This window comes from Pseudomonas sp. 05N433 (genome assembly GCF_056396925.1).
Map to the genome: position 1 here is coordinate 1 of NZ_JBFTML010000076.1, position 19,843 is coordinate 19,843.

Here is a 19,843-nt window from a genome sequence, read left to right on the forward strand (position 1 = left end):
GGGCTAGATCGTTCTCAAACGCCAGTTCGCCCAGGATCTATTTATGCCGCTGAGTTTTCATAAAATGCACGCCAATGGCGATGACTTCGTCATTGTGGACTCGCGAAACTCGGCCAATCCAGTGACAAGTAGTTTGGCTCGGCGAATGGGTGATCGGAACCGAGGCGTCGGATTCAATCAACTCGCAGCAGTGCTTGATTGCGATGATGCCGATGCCCGCTTGATGTTTTGGAATGCAGATGGCTCCACGCTGGATGCTTGTGGCAGCGCAACGCGGGGTGCCGCGGACATGCTGATGCGCGAATCCAATATGACTTCGATAGCGCTGCGAACCAACCGTGGCCTACTCACTTGCGAACGAACTTCAGCCGGCGCAATTTCGGTCAACATGGGCGAGCCGCTTTTCGGCTGGTCGGATATTCCCCTGGCTCAGGAACTGGACACTGCTGTCTTGCCACTGGCTGGTGGCCCGGCAGCTTGCAGCATGGGCAATCCTCACTGCACCTATTTTGTGGATGATCTGACAGCCATTGATATAGCGACCATCGGACCGACCATTGAAACCGACCCACTGTTTCCTCTCAGGACGAACGTGCATTTCGTCCAGATCATTAACCGACAACACATACGGTTGCGCATTTGGGAGCGCTGGGGTGGTATTCCGCTTGGTTCAGGCTCTTGCTCTTGTGGCGCCGCTGTCAGCGGAATTCGTCGTGGTTTATTAGACCATTCCGTTGAGGTTGAATGTGATGGCGGCACCGTAACGGTTCAATGGGATGGCGTGGGCCCGGTCTTTCTCATCGGGCCGGTAAAGACTATTTTTTCGGGAACAATCACGGACAACTTATTACAAGTTTTGTAGCCGTCAGGCCCGTTTATTCTCCTTGTCCCGCGGCAAAAGTCATTGGCACCACTGCGACTCACAGGGCACGCCATCGTTGTCGCCATCCATTTTCATTCCCGGACAATTTTGCAGAAATTTTTTGGCCTCTGCACACGAGGTCATCTGCGAGCAATATTGGCGTCCGTCACATTTGAATGGCGCAGAAACAGGTTTCGGCGCAGTCGCGACTGTAGGGGTTACTTTCGGGGGCGGTAGCTTGGCTTCAACCCAAGGTTGTAACTCGGGGGAAAGCTTCCAGGCCAACAAACCAATGATTAACACGACCAAAATCAGTTTCATTTGATTCATCCGAGACTAGAGGCCGTTTATATTCTAGTCGCTTAGAACGAATCATCTGGCAAGAGCAACCAAAGCCTCGATGCCCTAGAGAGAGACTGCCGCCTCATGCGGCGTGGAGAGATAAATCCGAATAGGTGCCCACCCTGACCAAGTGCTGGCCATTCAGCAATCCTTCTGAAAGACACCTGGCCGGGCAAGCGCTGCCGACTTTACCCAGAGCAGCGCCCAGTGTCCCTAACACAACGCTGAACAAAAATAACATTGGCGTGTAATCAAGGATTTGCGCAGCGTTTCGCCACCCACCAGGACGAACCATCCCCTCGGGCAGACCCAAGCAGCGGGGCCAACCTGAAGAAGCTCGCGACACGTTATCGCGCGCCGTACAACTGCCGTCACACTTATGCGACAATATGCAGAATGTCTGGCATGAATCCCGCCTTTATTGCCCAACAGCTTGGACAAGCGTCCAGATGCTGCTCTCGACTTATGCGCGCCGGTTGAAGTCTAGCGGTGACTGGGGAGAGATGGAGAAACTCCAAAACGCCCCAGGTATGGCCCAAGCGCCAAAATGCGCAGCTCGCAACCCATTGATAGGTAAAGTAATTGATCTCCACAGCTAACATCACGATGCAGTTCGGCGCCAAGCCGCTATTCGAAAACGTTTCGGTCAAATTCGGCGCGGGCAACCGCTACGGCCTGATCGGCGCCAACGGTTGCGGCAAGTCGACTTTCATGAAAATCCTCGGTGGCGATCTCGAGCCGTCCGGTGGCCAGGTCATGCTTGAGCCGAACGTGCGTCTGGGTAAATTGCGTCAAGACCAGTTCGCCTACGAAGAATTCACCGTGATCGATACCGTGATCATGGGTCACGAAGAGCTGTGGAAGGTCAAGGCCGAGCGCGATCGCATCTACTCGCTGCCGGAAATGACCGAAGAAGACGGCATGGCCGTGGCCGAGCTGGAAACCGAATTCGCCGAAATGGACGGCTACACCGCCGAGTCCCGTGCCGGCGAGCTGTTGCTGGGCCTGGGTATCGGCATCGAGCAGCACTTCGGCCCGATGAGCGAAGTGTCGCCGGGCTGGAAACTGCGCGTGTTGCTGGCGCAGGCGCTGTTCTCCGATCCTGAAGTGCTGTTGCTCGACGAACCGACCAACCACCTGGACATCAACACCATCCGCTGGCTGGAAAACGTGCTGACCCAGCGCTCCAGCCTGATGATCATCATCTCCCACGACCGTCACTTCCTGAACAGCGTGTGCACCCACATGGCTGACCTGGATTACGGCGAGCTGCGCCTGTTCCCAGGCAACTACGACGAGTACATGACCGTGGCGACCCAGTCCCGCGAGCAACTGCTGTCGGACAACGCCAAGAAGAAAGCGCAGATCTCGGAACTGCAATCGTTCGTCAGCCGCTTCTCGGCCAACGCCTCGAAAGCCAAGCAGGCAACTTCCCGCGCCAAGCAGATCGACAAGATCCAGCTGGCCGAAGTCAAACCTTCGAGCCGTGTCAGCCCGTTCATTCGTTTCGAGCAGACCAAAAAGCTGCACCGTCAGGCGGTCATCGTCGAGCGCATGGCCAAAGGCTTCGACGGCAAGACCCTGTTCAAGGACTTCAGCTTCACCGTTGAAGCCGGCGAGCGCGTGGCGATCATCGGCCCGAACGGTATCGGTAAAACCACCCTGCTGCGCACCCTGGTCAACGAACTGACCCCGGACGCCGGCACCGTGAAATGGACCGACGCCGCCGAGCTGGGCTACTACGCCCAGGACCACGCGCACGACTTCGAAGACGACTGCAACCTGTTCGACTGGATGGGCCAATGGACCCAGGGCGGCGAGCAACTGGTTCGCGGCACCCTCGGGCGCATGCTGTTCTCCAACGACGAGATCCTCAAGTCGGTCAAGGTCATCTCCGGTGGTGAGCAAGGTCGCATGCTGTTCGGCAAGCTGATCCTGCAAAAGCCGAACGTGCTGGTAATGGACGAACCGACCAACCACTTGGACATGGAATCCATCGAGGCGCTGAACCTGGCGCTGGAGAACTACCCGGGCACGCTGATTTTCGTCAGCCACGACCGTGAGTTCGTATCGTCCCTGGCCACCCGCATCATCGAGTTGAGCGCCGATGGCGTGATCGACTTCAGCGGCACCTATGACGACTACCTGCGTAGTCAGGGTGTGTTGATGTAAGGCGGCTTCTGGCTGCAAATGGAAAGCCCCGTCCTGGTGACGGGGCTTTTTGCATTTCAGATTGATCCACTTACTGCCGATCTGTCATCCACATCGTTAGCCTGCTTTCTTTTATTTCACGCCCGCGCCATGATGCAGTTCTCCTACCGCCGCCCGCGAACGAGCTCTCATGTCTGTGCAGCAACTGCCCCCGCAAAGCTCCATGGCGATCACCCTGCAGATCGTTTCCATCGTTTTCTATAGCTTTATTGCCTTCCTCTGCATCGGCCTGCCGATTGCCGTGTTACCGGGGTATGTGCATGAACAGTTGGGGTTCAGCGCCATCGTTGCGGGGCTGACCATCGGTTCGCAATACCTGGCCACCCTGCTCAGCCGTCCGATGGCCGGGCGCTTGTCAGACAGCGTCGGCACCAAACGGGCGATTGTTTACGGGTTGTCGGGGATTGTGTTGAGCGGCGTGCTGACGCTGCTGTCGACCCTGCTGCAAAGTTTGCCGCTGTTGAGCCTGATCATCCTGATCGCTGGCCGGTTGTTGCTGGGGATCGCCCAAGGGTTGATCGGAGTCGGCACCATCAGTTGGTGCATGGGCCAGGTCGGTGTCGAGCACACGGCACGTTCGATTTCCTGGAACGGGATTGCCTCATACGGCGCCATTGCCATTGGCGCACCGTTGGGCGTGGTGATGGTCGCTGAATTGGGCTTCGCCAGCCTCGGGATCGTGCTGTCGTTACTGGCCCTGTTGGCACTGCTGTTGATCCGCAACAAACCCTCGGTGCCAGTGATTCGCGGCGAGCGGCTGCCGTTTTGGGCGGTATTCGGGCGCATTGCCCCTTTCGGCGCGAGCCTGAGCCTGGCGTCTATCGGCTACGGCACGCTCACCACTTTTATTACCCTGTATTACGCCAGTCGTAGCTGGACGGGAGCGGCTTACTGCCTGACGGTGTTTGGGGTGTGTTTTATTCTGTCGCGGCTGTTGTTCATTTCCAGCATCAGCCGTTTCGGCGGCTTCACCTCGGCCATTGCCTGCATGAGCATTGAAACCGTGGGGCTGGTCCTGTTGTGGCTGGCGCCCTCGACCGTTTACGCCTTGATTGGCGCAGGCCTGACCGGCTTCGGCCTGTCGCTGGTCTATCCGGCGCTGGGCGTGGAAGCGATCAAGCAGGTGCCCAATTCCAGTCGCGGCGCGGGTTTGAGTGCTTATGCGGTGTTTTTCGATCTGGCGCTGGCGATTGCCGGGCCGTTGATGGGCGCGGTGGCGTTGAACCTGGGGTATGCGTGGATTTTCTTCAGTGCGGCGTTGTTGTCCGTGACTGGACTCGGTTTGACCTTGTTACTGAAACACCGCGCCATCGGCCAGGATTGATTTATTGATCCGCGGTTTGCATGCCGGCCCGACTCGGTTTGCCCAGGGCATGGGAGAAGAAACGTCCGGCTTCGGAAATCAGGTTGCGGTGAATGTCCTTGCGGTCGACGCCGTCGGCATCGGTGCACAGCGCCGGCATGGCGGCGATCTGTTCTTCGTTGCACGGTGCCAGGAACACGAAATGCCCTGCCCCGGCCAGCAATTTGAAATCCGGTGCAGTCGRCAGTTTGCGCGCCAGCGCTGCGGCGTTTTTGTCGAACGCCACCAGTTTGTCGCCGTCGCCGCTGTATAGCAGCACCGGCACATGCACGTCGGCCAGGGTCTGGCGGCCGAATTTCAGACTCAGCGGTGCCATCAACAACAAGGCATGCACTCGTGGGTCTGGCACAGGCTGCAAGTCATCGCGGTCGACGATCAATTCACCTTGTGTGTTGCAGGCATCATGATCGTCCGGGCGCTCATGGCAATAACGGCGCAGACGGTCCAGGTCCGGCGTGGCGCCGGACAGGATCAACGCGGTCTCACCGCCCGCCGAATAGCCGATCACCCCGACCTGATCGGCATTGACGAAGGGCGCCAGCATACGGTCGCCCAAGGTCGCGGTAATGGCTTCGGAAATCTGGATCGGCCGCCCGTAAAGATTGCTCAAGGTGCCGAGGCGGCTGTGGTCTTTGGAGTTGTCGCCGGGATGGATCACCGCCACCACCACAAACCCCTTGCGTGCCAGCGAGGTGGCCAGATCGTGCAGGGCCAGCGGGGTTCCGGTGTTGCCATGGGACAGCATCAACATCGGGAAGCGTCCGATGGCGACTTTGGTGTCTTCACCGGCTTCGACCGTGTAACCCTCGAGCTTGCTGGAATGTTCCCTCTCACTGGACGGATAAAAGGCGATGGCGCGCATCGGCTGCAAGTCCAGCGGATCGAGGAACGTCATCTCATGGAAACCGACGCTCCAGTGAGGAAACAGCACAGGCGCGGCGTGCACTGAATTCAGGCTGCCGAACAGGCAAATCAGTAATGTTGCACAAAGACGCACCATGGGATGCCCCACCTTATTACCTGACCGCAGATATTAACCCTCGACTGCATAACCTGGGCCAGAAACTGATCGCCGCCAGAAACAAAAAACTCTGTACCTGGCCATCACGATGACCAGAATACAGAGTTTCAGGGGTATTGCCCGAGCTGTTTACGACTTTACGCAAGCCTTACGCGGCGGCGAACAGTTGTTCGCTGATTTGCGCCTGAGCGTCGCTCATGGCTTTGCTGCGTACTTCATCACCGTAGGCCAGGCCATGGGCGCGGACGAACTCGATGTCGGTAATACCGAGGAAGCCGAACATCACCTTCAAGTACTCTTCATGAGCAGTGCCGGTCGGTTGGCCAGCGTGCAAACCGCCAGCCGTCGAAACGATCACCACTTTCTTGCCGCCGCACAGGCCTTCAGGGCCGGCTTCGGTGTAGCGGAAAGTCTGGCCGGCTACGGCGATGCGGTCGATCCAGGCCTTGAGTTGGGTCGGGATAGTGAAGTTGTACATCGGCGCTGCAATCACGACGGCATCGGCGGCGAGGAATTCGGCCAGGGCCTGCGCACCCAAATCGGCTTCATGCTGTTGCGCGGCGTTGCGCAGCTCAGCGGCGGTGCCAGCGGCGACCAGCGTGGCGGCGGAAAAATGGCTGATGGCATCGGCGGCCAGGTCGCGGTAAGTCACCACAACACCAGGCTCGGCGGTTTGCCAGGCTTTGACGACTTCGCCGCTCAACTGACGGGAAGCCGAGTTGTCACCCAGAATGCTCGAATCGATATGCAGTAATTTCATGTGGAATCTCCAAGGTGAGGATCGCCACCCGGCGATCTGATGGAAACAATCCTACCGACAAAACCAATAGCTGATTAGCCGGCAATAATGCGATAGTTTGTCCCACTGATAGAACAGTCGGATTTAAATCATGCAAGATCTCAACGACCTCTACTACTTCGCCAAGGTGGTCGAGGCCGGCGGCTTCGCGGCGGCCGGGCGTTTGCTCGGGATTCCCAAGTCTCGGTTGTCACGACGCATCGCCGAACTGGAAGAACGCCTGGGCGCGCGCCTGCTGCAACGCACCACCCGCCAACTCAACCTGACCGCTGTGGGCGAGCGCTACTTGCGGCACTGTCAGGCGATGCTGCTGGAGGCCGAGATGGCCGACGAAGCGGTGGCCAGCATGTCCAGCGAACCCCGGGGGCGGCTGCGGGTTTCCTGCCCGGTGGGGTTGGCCCACGACATGTTCCCGTCGGTGATCAGCAAGTTCCTGGAGAAATTCCCGCAGGTTCAGCTGGAGATGCTGCTGCTCAATCGCCGGGTTGACCTGGTGACCGAAGGCGTCGATGTCGCCTTGAGAGTGCGGGAACTGGGAGATGAAGACCCACTGCTGGTCACCCGCCGCTTACGTCAGGCGCAGACTGTCATGGTCGCCAGCCCGGCGTTTCTTCGCGAGCGGCAGATCAAGACCCCGGACGACTTGAAAAACGTACCGATATTGGGCGCACTGGAAGCCGATCGGCTGGTGCATCTGCGGATGCTCGACCAGCAGGGCAAGGCCTGTGAAATGACATTCGAAGCCCGATTGGGCATCGACGATTTTCTCGTGCGCAAGGCGTGTACCCTGTCCGGGCTGGGTTTCACCGTGTTACCGATGATGTATTGCGAGCAGGAACTGGAAAACGGCTCACTGGTGCAGCTGCTACCTGACTGGTCATTGCCGGGCGGTTGGCTGCAAGCGGTCTACCCTCATCGGCGCGGGGTAATGCCGGCAGTACGCGCCTGGATCGACCATTTGATCGAATCATTCAATGCCTGTGGGGACCGACTGTTATGAAGGCAAGACCAATGAGCGAAGAGGATGTCGCGCAATTCTGCCTGGCGCTGCCCGGCGCGCGGGAGGATTACAAGTGGGGGGGCGTAAGGGTGTTTTCGATTGCCGGGAGCAAGATGTTCGCCTTGCAGAACCTGCGGGGCCAGTCCCTGGCCTTCAAGGTCGACAAGGACCTGTTCCTGGGCCATTGCGACCGACCGGGCATTCACCCGGCGCCGTATCTGGCCCGGGCGCAGTGGATCATCATGGACACGCCCTACCCGCTGGGCACCGAAGAGCTGCAAGGCTTGCTGCAACGTTCCCACCAACTGGTGGTGAGCAAGTTGCCCAAGCGCACGCAGATCGGCTTGCTGCTTTAAAACAGCTTTAGAACAGCGCGAACAGCTGAGCACCCAAAAACAACTGGTCGATCCAGAACACCTGATGCATCAGCACGATGAGCCAGAACACCAGTTGAAACGAAACCTTGCGGGTCTTGTGCCGAAACACTTGCTGGGCCAGCAAGGCACCCGGCCAACCGCCCGCCAGTTCCACCGCGTGCAAGACGTTCTCCGGCGTGCGCCAGCTGTCGGCGCGGGCCTTGTGCTTGTCGCCCCAGTACAGGAAAAACGCCAGCACGCTAACGATGCCATAGGCGGCCAGGGGAATCACCGACACCCCGCGCAGCCACAGCGACACCGAGCCAAACAACGGCACTGCGCACAGCAAAACGAACACCAGCAATTTCAACCGCAGGTTTTGAATTGCTCCCCCGGGCTTGCGCCCGGGGTTGTTGCGTGCGGCGGCGTCGCTCATGGCTTGGCCGCGGTCCAGTCGACCCAACCGAACTGCCAGGTCRCCAGAATCACCAGGCCAAACACAATGCGATACCAGGCGAATGCCGCGTAGCTGTGGCTGGCGATGAACTTGAGCAGGCCCCGGACGGCGATCATCGCAAAGATAAACGCGGTGACAAAGCCGATGGCGAACACCGGGAAATCAGCCGGAACAAACAGGTGGCGGTATTTGTAGCCCGAGTAAACCGCTGCGCCGACCATGGTTGGCATGGCAAGGAAGAACGAGAATTCGGTGGCCGTCTTGCGCGACAACCCGAACAGCAAACCGCCGATGATCGTCGAACCGGAACGCGAGGTCCCCGGGATCATCGCCAGGCACTGGGCGAAACCGACTTTCAGGGCCTCTTTCCAGGTGATGTCATCGACGCTTTCGGCATGCACGACATGCTGCCGGCGTTCAGCCCACAACATGATAATCCCGCCCACGACCAATGCGCTGGCCACGGTTATCGGGTTGAACAGGTACTTGTGGATCAGGTCGGCGAAAATCACCCCCAATACCACGGCCGGCATGAAGGCGATCAACAGGTTCGCGGTAAAGCGTCGAGCGCTGGGCTGCGTCGGTAAACCGATGATCACGTCGAGGATCTTGCGACGGAACTCCCAGACCACCGCCAGGATCGCGCCGAGCTGAATGATGATGTTGAAGGCCATCGCTCGTTCGCCGCCGAAATTGAGCAGGTCCGCCACAATGATCTGGTGCCCGGTACTGGAAATGGGCAAGAACTCGGTCAGCCCTTCTACAACGCCTAAAATCAATGCCTGAAAGGCTGTCCAAAGATCCATCATTCCCCCAAGAAGCCATGCCCTCAGGCATGCCCCGTTAATAATTTGTAGAGCGTTATTCGCGATCAGCGTGCGCTGAAACCCCGCGCGCACAAGATCCACACAAAACCGTAAAAATTCCGTGAAAAATCGACTTGGACTCAGGTTTTTCCGCGCGGGGCCGAAATCCTATCAGACAAGCCTCATTTACGCTGCCGCGTAATAGGACCTGAGTAGGATAGGCCCGATCGGCAACGTGTGGTTGGATGCTGGCGATCGTTTATGACAAGAACAAGAAAACGGAGTAACAGCGTTATGAACAGCTTGCGCAGTGTGTCGATCAGCCGACGCTTGTGGCTTATCTTGATCGTGGCCGTGGTGATGCTGTTGACGTTGGGCGCGTTGATGCTCAAGCAGATCCACGACGACCTCTATCAGGCCAAGGCCCAGAAAACCCAGCACGTGGTGCAGACCGCCAGTGGCATCCTGACCTACTACCACGGCCTGGAAACCGCCGGCACCCTCACCCGCGCCGCCGCGCAACAGCAGGCACTGACCGCCGTGCGGGGTTTGCGCTACGACCAGAATGACTATTTCTGGATCAACGACCTGACGCCGGTCATGGTCATGCACCCGACCAATCCAAAACTTGAAGGCCAGAACCTCTCGACGATCCGCGACCCGGATGGCTTTGCACTGTTCAACGAAATGGCCGCCATCGCCAAGGCCAAGGGCGCAGGCATGGTCAACTATCGCTGGCCGAAACCGGGCGCCAGTGCGCCGGTGGAAAAAACCTCCTACGTCAAACTGTTCGAGCCCTGGGGTTGGGTGATCGGCTCAGGCGTGTACATCGACGACATGCAGGCCGAGTTTAATGCGCAGGTCTGGAAGGCGTCTTTCGTCGGCCTGGTGATTGCCCTGATCATGGCGCTGCTGGTGATCATGATTGCCCGCAGCATCGTGCGCCCGCTGCAGGAAACCGTGAATGCCATGGCCAATATCGCCAGCGGTGAAAGCGACCTGACCCGCAGCCTTGATACCCACGGCCAGGACGAAGTCACGCAACTGGCCCGACACTTCAACGCCTTTACCGCCAAGCTGCGCCTGGTGATCAATCAGTTGCAAGTGTCCGCCGGCGCGCTGGGCCAGTCTTCCAGCGAACTGGGCAACGACGCCGCACAAGCCCAGCAACGCAGCCAGCAGCAGTCCCAGCAAATGGAACTGGTGGCGACCGCGATCAACGAAGTGACCTACGGCGTGCAGGATGTGGCGAAAAACGCCGAGCACGCGGCCAGTGAAATGCGCGATGCCGAATCTCAGGCGCAGCAGGGGCAGATCAATATCGATGGCAGCCTGCAGCAGATCGACAAGCTGTCTTCGACCATCGATCAAGCGGTGGAAGTGATTCGTACGCTGGCCGACGAAAGCACGCAAATCGGCAGTGTCCTGGAAGTGATTCGCTCTATCGCCGAGCAAACCAACCTGCTGGCCCTCAACGCTGCCATCGAAGCCGCCCGGGCCGGTGAGCAAGGTCGAGGGTTCGCGGTGGTCGCCGATGAAGTGCGCCTGCTCGCCCAGCGTACCCAGAAGTCGACGGCAGAAATCCAGTCGATGATCGAACGCCTGCAAAGCCATTCCGAAGCGGCGGTCAAGGTCATTGGCGACAGCAGCCGCGCCTCGCAACTGACCATCGAGCAGGCCGGCCTGGCCGGTGCCAGCCTGAATGCCATCGGCCAGGCCTTGCGCAACCTCAACGGCTTGAATGCCTCGATTGCCAGTGCAACCTTGCAGCAGGCGCATGTGGTGGAAGACATCAATCAGAACGTCACCCAGGCCGCCGGGTTGTCCCACAGCACGGCATTGGCGGCCGAGCAGTCGAGCGTGGCCAGTGTTCATCTCAAGGAATTGAGCGAACAGTTGAACGGGTTGCTCAAGCAGTTTCGCGTCTGATCACTTGTAGCAGCTGGCGCAGCCTGCGTTCGGCTGCGCAGCAGTCGTGAAATCAGGCGACGCCGGTTCCAGATAGACCGTGTGCGCAGAATTTACGACGGCTTCGTCCGAATGCGGCCCACACCGAACGCAGCCTCGCAGGCTCGGCAGCTGCTACACCGGACTGCGCAAGCCGGTTCTACTTGGCCGCGCCTGCCGCTACAATCCTCCCCCCTTTCGTCTTCCCCAAGGATCCTCCATGTCCGGGCTTGAACTGTTTGCCGCCGCCCTCGGTGTGATTGCCGTCTGGCTGACGGTCAAACAGAACCCCTGGTGCTGGCCGGTCGGTCTGGTCATGGTGCTGCTGTACAGCTGGATCTTTTTCGAGGTGAAGCTGTATTCGGACATGCTGCTGCAAGTGATCTACGCCGCGTTGCAGCTTTACGGCTGGTGGCAGTGGACTCGCGCGGGCGTGACGCATGACGGGCGGCACGTCAGCCTGCTCGATGGCCAATCCGTCGCGCTCGGGCTGGCCGTGGGCGCGGTCGGCAGCCTGCTGCTGGGCGCTGCGATGGCTCACTGGACCGACGCCGCCCAACCCTGGCTCGACGCCGCCTTGACCGGTTTCAGCCTGGTAGCACAGTTATGGATGGCGCAAAAACGCCTGCAATGCTGGCCGCTGTGGGTCGCGCTGGACGTCATCTTCGTCGGCCTGTTCATCTACAAAGAGCTGTACCTGACCGCCGCCCTCTATGGGGTTTTCGCCCTGCTGGCGGTGCAAGGCTGGCGGACGTGGCGCGCCGACCCGGCTTTGCGCACATGAAAGTGCTGGTGCTCACGGGACCCGAATCGAGCGGCAAGAGCTGGCTCGCCACCGAGCTGCAACAGCAATTCGGCGGCGTTCTGGTGGGTGAATACGTGCGTTGGTTCATTGAACAGGAGGCACGGGACACCTGCCTCGCGGATATCCCCGAGATCGCCCGCGGCCAGTTGCAATGGGAAGATGATGCCCGCGCCCTTGCGCCACCGTTGCTGATTCTCGACACGCACTTGCTGAGCAACATGCTTTGGAGCCAGACCCTGTTCAGCGATTGCCCGGCCTGGCTCGAACAAGCGCTGCTGGCCCGGCATTACGACTTGCACTTGCTGTTGTCGCCTGAACTCGTCGACTGGACCGACGATGGCCAGCGCTGTCAGCCGCAGCTGGATCAACGCCGGGCTTTTTTCAACGCGACTCAAGCGTGGCTGGAGCAGCATCGGCAATCTGTTCAAGTGATCCAGGGTGACTGGGCAGAACGCCGAGCCCAAGCGTTGCAGGCCGTCACTCTGCTGCTTGAGCGCTGACCTGTATCCCGCTGTAGCAGCCTCGCAAGCTCGACAGCTGCTACAGTCGCCAACACCCCGGCACCCGGCATTTGTTGCGGTAATTTTGCAAATACGTCCGCTTCTGAAACACACCTCTGCTCCCTAACCGCCCGTCTAAGCGTCGTTCATCATCCTGTCATGCCATGTGTTAAAGCGCTGATACATCACAGCGCAAACCACGGATCCAGAGCTCTATCCCGCTTTTTTCCCGTTGCAGCTCCAGATTTTGTCTCAGGCCTGAAACAGCTCAACCATCGATCCACCTTGCTTGATCGATAACCCCTTGAATCAAAACAACAATCAAAAAGCGGCACGACTTTCGCTCTCTCCTTCACAACGCTGATTAGGGCCAGCGCACAACAGAAGGAATCGCAGTCGTGGGGACTTTTCGTAAAGGCTTTACGCGCTTGATGCTGCTCGGATGTGCCGCCGTCTCGGTACTCAGTTTTGATGTTCAGGCTGAAGGCAATGGCGTGATCGTGCTCACTCGCGATGTACAGCCCCACACCATCGGCAGACCGCCATTCCAGAAAGACCCCTACCCGATCACTGTCAACGCCAACCCTTCGGATCGTGTCACCTCGACACTCAACAGCACCGAACTGAGCGATGGTGAGTTCGCCAGCGTGGCCAGCGGTTCGTCCATCMGCAACAGCATCAACCAGAACGGCAACATACCCGGCAGCCTCAATGTCGTGACCAATCCCAATGGCATGCCCGGCATGAGTGCCGGTCACGGCGGCGGTAGCGGTGGCGCGATTTCGGGAACGATCAACCATGCCATGAGTTCCGGCCTCGCGCCGTTGGGCAGATTGGCGGGAGGTCAATGACATGAGCCGCTCCCTGATCCTTCTCGCCCTGGTCATCGGTGCCAGTGTGAGCCCAGGCGCCATGGCCGACTCCAGCGTTCCGGTGGTCAACACCGCCAACATTCTGGATTCCGGCGCCCGGTACAACGGCAACTTCAACGTCAACCAGGCCTCCGGCGATCAACAGCAACAGGCCAATACCCGCGCCATCGCCATCGGCACCACTGATGCCTCGGCGACCACCCGCGTCATCCAGAAACTCGACACGCCCGCCAACCCGTCGATGAACGCGACGGCCACCATCGGCGGCAACTCTTTCAGTCAAGGCAACGGTGCACTGGGTGTCAACCAGGGCGCCGGGGCCAACAACCAGATGGCCAACGTAATGCGCATCAGCATCAGTGCTGCGCCGCAAAGCGTCGACGATAGCGCCCTTTCTCAACAGAACGTGGCGTTGTTACCAAGCTCAGGGGCAACTGACGCTTCAAAAGGCAGTCGCCAGGTCGTGACAAGCGACCAGGCCTTCACCGGCAGCCGAGGAGTGATTCAGGTGAACCAGAGTGCCGGGGTGGGGAACCGAATGGCTAACACCCTGAGCATACGGGTCGCTGACTGACCCGAACGCAGTGCGATTAGAAAGTAACCAACACTTAACCAACTAATAAGCACGGAGAATCACCATGAAACCCACAATGGCTCTCAAGCCTCTGGTCTTCGCCTTGGCATCCGTCATGGCGATGGCCGCACAGGCCAGCGACAACGATCGTGGTCACCACCATCATCACGGCCCCAAAGGCCCCACCTGGGAACAACAGCTGTCAATCGACTCAGCCGCCAACGCCTATGTAGGGGACACACAGGACAGCAGCGGCAACTCGGTACTTAACCAGGGCACCAAAAACACTGCCAATGCCGACAACTCACTCAACGGTTCCAATGGCAACATGGGCGCCAACGTGGCTGGCGGTGACGGCAACCAACAAGACAACGCCGCCGCGCTGGCGACCGCCGATGAAAGTTTCATCTTCGGTTCTGCCACTGCAACGTCCAACGCCTATCAGTACAACACCGACAACTACGTCAAAAACCGCTCTACCCAAAATAACGCCACGCTCAACAATGCTGGCAACAACGGCTCCGGCAACATTGGCATCAACGTGACTGCCGGCAACTTCAACCAACAGAAAAACAACCTGGCGATTGCCGTGTCTGGCGGCCGGGTAGCAACAGCCTCGGCTGACGCTTACCAATCCACCACCGRCCTGGATGTCGACAACAAGGCTGACCGGACCCACGTCACCACCACCCTCACCGATACCACCACGTCCTCGGGCACCTTCAAGGCCAAAGGCACCGGGACGATCGACGACAGTGGCTGGGGTCACAGAGGCGATGACAAGYTCAAATTCAGCGCCGTGGGCACCTTCGATCTGGCTGGCGTCACCACCCATCAAGTGCTGACTCCAGACGGCTGGAAAAACCCGGTTGTGAACAACGCCTCCATGACCAACTCGATGAACAGCTTCTCCGGCAACGGCGGTGCCAACGTGTCGGCGGGTGTGGGCAACCAACAAAGCAACTCTCTGTCCATTGCTGCCGGCTGCAGAGCCTGCATGTAATCGCGATCGAAATGAAAGCCCCGGCAACGGGGCTTTCTTTCCACGGTTCACCAAAGGCGTATCGATCATGCGTACGACAGCTTGTTTCGCCCTGCTGTGCCTGTGCGGCCTGACTCAGGCGGCGCAGATGCCGGTGGCCGCCTTACCGGGCGGCATGCTGGTTTACAAGCAGGTGCAAAGCGTGCGTGAGCGCAAGTTCAGCGACATCGTCGAACAAAAAACCGACTTCAGCTGCGGCGCTGCCGCACTGGCTACGGTGCTACGCCAGGCTTACTGGCTCGATGTCGATGAGGAACACATCATCAAAGGCATGCTGATCAATGCTGATCAGAACCTTGTCCGTACTCAAGGTTTCTCCATGCTGGACATGAAGCGCTACATCGAAGCAATCGGCATGCGCGCGCGTGGCTACCGGATACCGCCCGAGAAACTCGAAGCGGTGACCATTCCGGTGGTGGTGCTGATGGAAATTCGCGGCTACAAGCATTTCGTGGTGATGCAGCGGGCGGACAAGAACTGGGTCTATATCGGCGACCCGGTGCTTGGGCACAAACGCTATTCCCATGATGACTTTGTCAAAGGCTGGAACGGCATTGTCTTCGCTATCGTGGGTCCCGGTTATGACAAAACCAATGCATTGCGCAGCCCTCCGGAACCGCTGACGGCCAAGAACAAGCTGGACACTTTCAACCCGGTCAAAGATGCCGAGTTGATGGACTTTGGCTTCATTCAGAGCGACTTCTTCTAATCGCCCACTGATGATAGAGAGGGCCGGATGCCCTGGGAGCAGCAGATGAAAACCTCATACTGGCTGGCCGCCGCTTGCCTTGCAGCAAGCGCATCGGGCTATGCCAATGCAGGATTCAAACCCATCGAACTCAAGGACCATGAGCTCGCCGAGCTACGCGGTCGTTATGTCATGCCAGGGCGGATCATCAGCTTCGGCATTGTCATGAGCAGTACCTGGCGCAATGCCAGTGGGGACCTGATTGGCGCAACGACGTTGATGCAGATCCAGGCCTCTACCGTAAAACCCCAGTTTTACGTATCGACCATTAAAGAAACCGGTAACGGCAGTACGCCGCCGTTAGGCACCGGGAATGTGATCGGTGGCGCAGGACTGACCACCGCCCAGGGTGTCACTCAAACTGTGCGCGCCGCCGGTGACGGCAATACCGCATACAACAATGTCGCCCTCAACGTCCAGGAGGCCAACCAGGCGCCGGCGCCGAATCCCGTCCAAGGGCAGGTGCTGACGAGCGGGCAAACCATTACCGACAACAATGCCGCCGGTAGCGTCGCGGTGTCAGCCACCGGGGGTGGCGTGCAAATGGCTATCCAGGCCAGCAACAACCAAGGCACGGCCATGCAACAGGTGGCTCAGGGTGGTCTGGTGCAGAACACCCGGCTTCTGGGCAACAACAACAGGGTCAATAACCTGACGCATCTTAACGTGGTGCTAAATAACAATGGCCGAAATGCCGGAGCAGTCAACTGCAATCTGAGTCAACTCAACGCACTACGCAACCTGGGATATTGAACTACGCTGATGTTCGATCATTGGGCTTCATGGGGGATGGCTAATCATGTATCGGTCAGTACCACTGCGCGCGGTCGTTTGTCTGAGCACTTTGTTCCCGTCGGCGCTGCTGCAAGCAGCGCCCGATGCGGACGTGGCGGCTTTGAAACAGGAGCTCATGGAGCTCAAACAACGATACGAAGTACAACAAAAAGCCCTGGCAGTACTCGAACAACGAGTCCGCCAAGTGGAGGAGCAACCGGCGGCGCCGCCGCCTAAACGCCTGGCCAAGTCGCCAGCCGACATGAAAGGCAACCCGCAAGTGGCCACCAGGACGGGAGCGGCCGCGGCTTCAGGCGGCGCCGCGGGCAGCGGCAGTTCCTATGGACAATCGCTGGCCGATGACTCTCAACCGGCACAGAGTGTTTCCAACCTGTATGACGAGGCCAGCGGATTCTTCGGCGGCGGCAAGTTCAGCCTCGAAACCGGGTTGACCTATTCACGTTACGACACCCGCCAGCTGATCCTCAACGGCTTCCTCGCACTGGACTCGATCTTTCTGGGCAACATCAACCTGGACCGGATCAAGGCCGACACCTGGACGCTGGACCTCACCGGGCGCTACAACTTCGACAATCGCTGGCAATTCGACCTGAACGTACCGGTGGTGTACCGCGAATCGACGTATCAGTCCGGCGGCGCCAACAACGGTGCGGCGGGAGTGACCAGCGAAGAAAGCGTCACCCGCGATCCGACACTGGGCGATGTCAACTTCGGTATTGCCTACAAATTCTTGGACGAATCGGTCAACACCCCGGATGCAGTAGTCACCTTGCGCGTCAAGGCGCCGACGGGCAAGGACCCGTTCGGCATCAAACTGCGCCAGAGCGACGCCAATACCAACCTGTTCGTGCCTGACACCTTGCCAACCGGCAACGGCGTCTGGTCGATCAGCCCCGGTATCTCGCTGGTCAAGACCTACGATCCAGCGGTTCTGTTCGGTAGCCTGTCCTACACCCACAACTTCGAAGGTTCCTTCGACGACATCAGTGCCACCGTCAATCAGAAAGTCCCGGGCAAGGTGCGGATCGGCGACAGCTTCCAGATTGGCGCGGGGATCGCGTTCGCGCTGAACGAAAAAATGAGTATGTCGTTCTCGGTGTCTGACCTGGTGCAACGCAAAAGCAAGCTCAAGCAGGATGGCGGGGATTGGGAGTCGGTGGTGTCCAGCGACGCCAACGCCGGTTACTTCAACGTCGGCATGACCATCGCGGCCTCCGACAACCTGACGATCGTTCCCAACTTGTCCATCGGTATGACCGACGATGCGCCGGACTTTTCCTTCAGCCTGAAATTCCCGTACTACTTCTAAACCGCCCCCCCGCAATAGAAAAGGCCCACTACGATAGTTGTCGTAGCGGGCCTTTTTTGTTGCACCGCCCTAGCGGATCTGGTGCTTGTGCAGCAATCGGTAAAAAGTCGGCCGTGACACGCCCAGGACTCGGGCGGCAACACTCAGGTTGTCGCTGTGCCGGTTCAATACATCGCACAGCGCCTGGCGCTCGGCGCGGGTCTTGTAGTCTTCAAGGGTGCCCATCGGCGTGGCGAAGGCGTGTTGACTGAGCAGCCCCAGGTCTCGCGCCTCGATCTGCCGTCCTTCGGCCAATACCAGCCCACGACGGACCCGATTGGCCAGCTCGCGGACATTGCCCGGCCAGTCGTGCTTGCCCATGGCGACCAACGCATCCTCGCTGAAGCTGCGCGGACGACGGCCGGTTTCACTGCTGTAGAAATGGGAAAAGTGGTTGGCCAGCATCAATAGATCGCCATGGCGTTCACGCAGCGGCACGGTGACCACTTGCAGGACGTTCAAACGGTAGTACAAATCTTCGCGAAAGCGTTTGTTCTCGATGGCCTCTTCAAGGTCGACGTGCGTCGCCGCCAATACCCGCACATCCACCGGAACAGGCTGATGGCCGCCAACCCGCTCGATGTGTTTTTCCTGCAGGAAGCGCAGCAGATTGGCTTGCAGCTCCAGTGGCAAATCGCCTATTTCATCGAGAAACAGGGTGCCGCCGTTGGCGGCTTCTATCCGCCCGACCTTGCGCTGATGGGCGCCGGTAAAGGCCCCCTTCTCGTGACCGAACAATTCGGACTGGATCAAATGTTCGGGAATCGCGCCACAGTTGATCGCCACGAATGGCTTGCTGTGACGCTGGGATTGTTGATGCAGGGTACGGGCGACCAATTCCTTACCGGTGCCGCTTTCGCCGCGGATCAGCACCGGCGATTCGGTGGGCGCCAGTTTGCTCAGCAATTTGCGCAGCTCGCGAATCGGTTTGCTGTCGCCGAGCAGTTCGTGTTCAGGCTGATCGATATGAACCGTGCCCTGCCCGCGCAGGCGCGCCATGCCGAACGCTCGGCCCAGAGTGACCTGAACCCTTGAAACATCGAACGGCAAGGTATGGAAGTCAAAAAACCATTCGCAGACGAAATCCCCGACATTCTGCATTCGCAGGACATCCTGATCGAGCACGGCGATCCACTCGGTACCGCTACGGGTGATCAGTTCCTTGACGGCTTCCGGACGTTCCAGATGAAACGGCTGCAAGCGCAACAGGCCGACGTCGCAGGTTCGTTCCGCGGCGTTTTCCAGGGTACAGCTGTCGACATCCCAACCCACAGCGCGTAAACCCGGCAGCAAACGGTGGCAGTCGTCGCAAGGATCCACTACTAAAAGACGTCGTAAAGCAGGCGCTTCGATCATGACTGTTCCTTGGCGCCAAATTTTAGGAAATATTATTAAAAACAGTCATTTGGCGGGCTTCGGTGTAACACTAGCAAAATATTGACGCGGGCTTGTATCGATTGCTTATAGGGACGTCGGCTTATTAGTTATAAAAAATYACTTAATGAGTTGCCTAACGAATTGAACCTTTCATTCAGCTTTCAGCAACTGCCTGAATCGCCGGCGAATCAAAGAAAGTTGAAATTTCTTTTGATTGTGTGTGACCCAACCCCCGGTTGCGGACATCAGTACAAGTAACCAGCCGAACGGTAAGCCCAACCGACGGCACATCACTTGATTGGGCACACAGAGAGAAGACCCCATGAACGCCCCGCTCCGTATCAACGAAGCTCTTTTGATTGCCGACCGCGCATTCCAACCCTTTCAATGCGTGGCCTGGGCCCCACAAGACGGTAATGGTGAGCTCAGCCTGGCCATCATTGATCGCACTAACACTCGCATCAGCAGCAAACAAATCCCCAGCAGTGCCTATTCCGATCCACAGCAACTTGCACACTTGCTGGAACAAGCCCGCGCCGAGCTGAGCGAGGAAGGTTACACACTGCAATCGTGGTCCATGCCGCATTAATCTTTTTCGCGGATTACCGCCCGGTAATC

General features: G+C 58.7%; 21 protein-coding genes and 1 pseudogene. 16 read left to right on the plus strand and 6 right to left on the minus strand.

Going from position 1 to position 19,843, the window contains the following annotated elements; all coding sequences use genetic code 11:
* Positions 1-43: 43 nt before the first annotated feature.
* Positions 44-862 carry a diaminopimelate epimerase gene (gene dapF / locus AC1DIS_RS27680; RefSeq protein WP_064618087.1) on the plus strand — a complete coding sequence of 273 codons (819 nt, stop codon included), beginning with the start codon at positions 44-46 and terminating at the stop codon, positions 860-862.
* Between the two features lie 39 nt (positions 863-901).
* On the opposite strand, the gene AC1DIS_RS27685 is transcribed toward dapF, so the two are convergent.
* Positions 902-1,183, minus strand: a complete 282-nt coding sequence (locus AC1DIS_RS27685) for an excalibur calcium-binding domain-containing protein (RefSeq protein ID WP_081626508.1) — start codon at positions 1,181-1,183, stop codon at positions 902-904.
* A gap of 348 nt (positions 1,184-1,531) precedes the next feature.
* On the opposite strand from AC1DIS_RS27685, the pseudogene AC1DIS_RS27690 reads away from it, so the two are divergent.
* From AC1DIS_RS27690 to AC1DIS_RS27700, 3 genes and pseudogenes are all read left to right on the plus strand, one after another.
* Positions 1,532-1,803 (plus strand): annotated as a pseudogene (locus AC1DIS_RS27690) (hypothetical protein); the annotation flags it as partial.
* Complete coding sequence (locus AC1DIS_RS27695; protein WP_026286413.1) at positions 1,787-3,376, plus strand: ABC-F family ATPase; 1,590 nt, start codon at positions 1,787-1,789, stop codon at positions 3,374-3,376. The pseudogene AC1DIS_RS27690 and the gene AC1DIS_RS27695, both read left to right, overlap by 17 nt.
* A 169-nt stretch (positions 3,377-3,545) precedes the next feature.
* On the plus strand, positions 3,546-4,739 hold the full coding sequence (locus tag AC1DIS_RS27700) for an MFS transporter (protein WP_477743034.1): 1,194 nt from the start codon (positions 3,546-3,548) through the stop codon (positions 4,737-4,739).
* A gap of 1 nt (position 4,740) precedes the next feature.
* Here the strand turns inward: AC1DIS_RS27700 and AC1DIS_RS27705 are convergent, their stop codons facing one another.
* Together AC1DIS_RS27705 and AC1DIS_RS27710 are read right to left on the minus strand one after the other, a co-directional pair.
* Complete coding sequence (locus AC1DIS_RS27705; protein WP_477781213.1) at positions 4,741-5,778, minus strand: alpha/beta hydrolase family protein; 1,038 nt, start codon at positions 5,776-5,778, stop codon at positions 4,741-4,743.
* A gap of 169 nt (positions 5,779-5,947) precedes the next feature.
* Positions 5,948-6,559: an FMN-dependent NADH-azoreductase gene (locus AC1DIS_RS27710; protein WP_477743033.1), complete on the minus strand. Its 612-nt coding sequence runs from the start codon at positions 6,557-6,559 to the stop codon at positions 5,948-5,950.
* 130 nt (positions 6,560-6,689) lie between these two features.
* Between AC1DIS_RS27710 and AC1DIS_RS27715 the strand changes: the two genes are divergently transcribed.
* Together AC1DIS_RS27715 and AC1DIS_RS27720 are read left to right on the plus strand one after the other, a co-directional pair.
* Complete coding sequence (locus AC1DIS_RS27715) at positions 6,690-7,598, plus strand: LysR substrate-binding domain-containing protein (protein ID WP_018926069.1); 909 nt, start codon at positions 6,690-6,692, stop codon at positions 7,596-7,598.
* Complete coding sequence (locus AC1DIS_RS27720; protein WP_026286414.1) at positions 7,595-7,954, plus strand: MmcQ/YjbR family DNA-binding protein; 360 nt, start codon at positions 7,595-7,597, stop codon at positions 7,952-7,954. The genes AC1DIS_RS27715 and AC1DIS_RS27720 overlap by 4 nt, the downstream gene beginning before the upstream one ends.
* 7 nt (positions 7,955-7,961) lie before the next feature.
* Here AC1DIS_RS27720 and AC1DIS_RS27725 read toward each other — a convergent pair whose 3' ends face one another.
* Together AC1DIS_RS27725 and AC1DIS_RS27730 are read right to left on the minus strand one after the other, a co-directional pair.
* Positions 7,962-8,390: a DUF1294 domain-containing protein gene (locus AC1DIS_RS27725; RefSeq protein ID WP_086946410.1), complete on the minus strand. Its 429-nt coding sequence runs from the start codon at positions 8,388-8,390 to the stop codon at positions 7,962-7,964.
* Positions 8,387-9,217: an undecaprenyl-diphosphate phosphatase gene (locus AC1DIS_RS27730; protein ID WP_477781214.1), complete on the minus strand. Its 831-nt coding sequence runs from the start codon at positions 9,215-9,217 to the stop codon at positions 8,387-8,389. The genes AC1DIS_RS27725 and AC1DIS_RS27730 overlap by 4 nt, the downstream gene beginning before the upstream one ends.
* A gap of 294 nt (positions 9,218-9,511) precedes the next feature.
* Here AC1DIS_RS27730 and AC1DIS_RS27735 point away from each other — a divergent pair, with 294 nt between their 5' ends.
* The 9 genes from AC1DIS_RS27735 to AC1DIS_RS27775 all read left to right on the plus strand — a co-directional run bounded on the left by AC1DIS_RS27735 (position 9,512) and on the right by AC1DIS_RS27775 (position 17,809).
* Positions 9,512-11,146 (plus strand): methyl-accepting chemotaxis protein, encoded by a 1,635-nt coding sequence (locus AC1DIS_RS27735; RefSeq protein ID WP_192350613.1) that lies wholly within the window; start codon positions 9,512-9,514, stop codon positions 11,144-11,146.
* A gap of 238 nt (positions 11,147-11,384) precedes the next feature.
* Complete coding sequence (gene pnuC / locus AC1DIS_RS27740) at positions 11,385-11,948, plus strand: nicotinamide riboside transporter PnuC (RefSeq protein ID WP_258612094.1); 564 nt, start codon at positions 11,385-11,387, stop codon at positions 11,946-11,948.
* The gene (locus AC1DIS_RS27745; RefSeq protein ID WP_477743228.1) at positions 11,945-12,469 is read left to right on the plus strand and encodes an AAA family ATPase; all 525 of its coding nucleotides are present in this window, start codon (positions 11,945-11,947) and stop codon (positions 12,467-12,469) included. The genes pnuC and AC1DIS_RS27745 overlap by 4 nt, the downstream gene beginning before the upstream one ends.
* A 398-nt stretch (positions 12,470-12,867) precedes the next feature.
* The gene (locus AC1DIS_RS27750) at positions 12,868-13,320 is read left to right on the plus strand and encodes a hypothetical protein (protein WP_477781215.1); all 453 of its coding nucleotides are present in this window, start codon (positions 12,868-12,870) and stop codon (positions 13,318-13,320) included.
* A 1-nt stretch (position 13,321) separates the two neighbouring features.
* Positions 13,322-13,915: an adhesin gene (locus AC1DIS_RS27755; protein ID WP_477743031.1), complete on the plus strand. Its 594-nt coding sequence runs from the start codon at positions 13,322-13,324 to the stop codon at positions 13,913-13,915.
* Between the two features lie 64 nt (positions 13,916-13,979).
* A complete protein-coding gene (locus tag AC1DIS_RS27760) occupies positions 13,980-14,918 on the plus strand; it encodes a heme utilization protein (protein ID WP_477781216.1) in 939 nt (312 codons plus the stop codon).
* A 67-nt stretch (positions 14,919-14,985) separates the two neighbouring features.
* The gene (locus AC1DIS_RS27765) at positions 14,986-15,666 is read left to right on the plus strand and encodes a C39 family peptidase (RefSeq protein ID WP_138867630.1); all 681 of its coding nucleotides are present in this window, start codon (positions 14,986-14,988) and stop codon (positions 15,664-15,666) included.
* 45 nt (positions 15,667-15,711) lie between these two features.
* Complete coding sequence (locus AC1DIS_RS27770; RefSeq protein ID WP_477743227.1) at positions 15,712-16,458, plus strand: hypothetical protein; 747 nt, start codon at positions 15,712-15,714, stop codon at positions 16,456-16,458.
* Between the two features lie 46 nt (positions 16,459-16,504).
* On the plus strand, positions 16,505-17,809 hold the full coding sequence (locus AC1DIS_RS27775; protein ID WP_477743030.1) for a hypothetical protein: 1,305 nt from the start codon (positions 16,505-16,507) through the stop codon (positions 17,807-17,809).
* A 69-nt stretch (positions 17,810-17,878) separates the two neighbouring features.
* Here AC1DIS_RS27775 and AC1DIS_RS27780 read toward each other — a convergent pair whose 3' ends face one another.
* Positions 17,879-19,204 carry a sigma-54 dependent transcriptional regulator gene (locus tag AC1DIS_RS27780; RefSeq protein WP_413696774.1) on the minus strand — a complete coding sequence of 442 codons (1,326 nt, stop codon included), beginning with the start codon at positions 19,202-19,204 and terminating at the stop codon, positions 17,879-17,881.
* Positions 19,205-19,547: 343 nt separating this feature from the next.
* Between AC1DIS_RS27780 and AC1DIS_RS27785 the strand changes: the two genes are divergently transcribed.
* Positions 19,548-19,814 (plus strand): hypothetical protein, encoded by a 267-nt coding sequence (locus AC1DIS_RS27785; protein WP_018926082.1) that lies wholly within the window; start codon positions 19,548-19,550, stop codon positions 19,812-19,814.
* Positions 19,815-19,843: the final 29 nt, after the last annotated feature.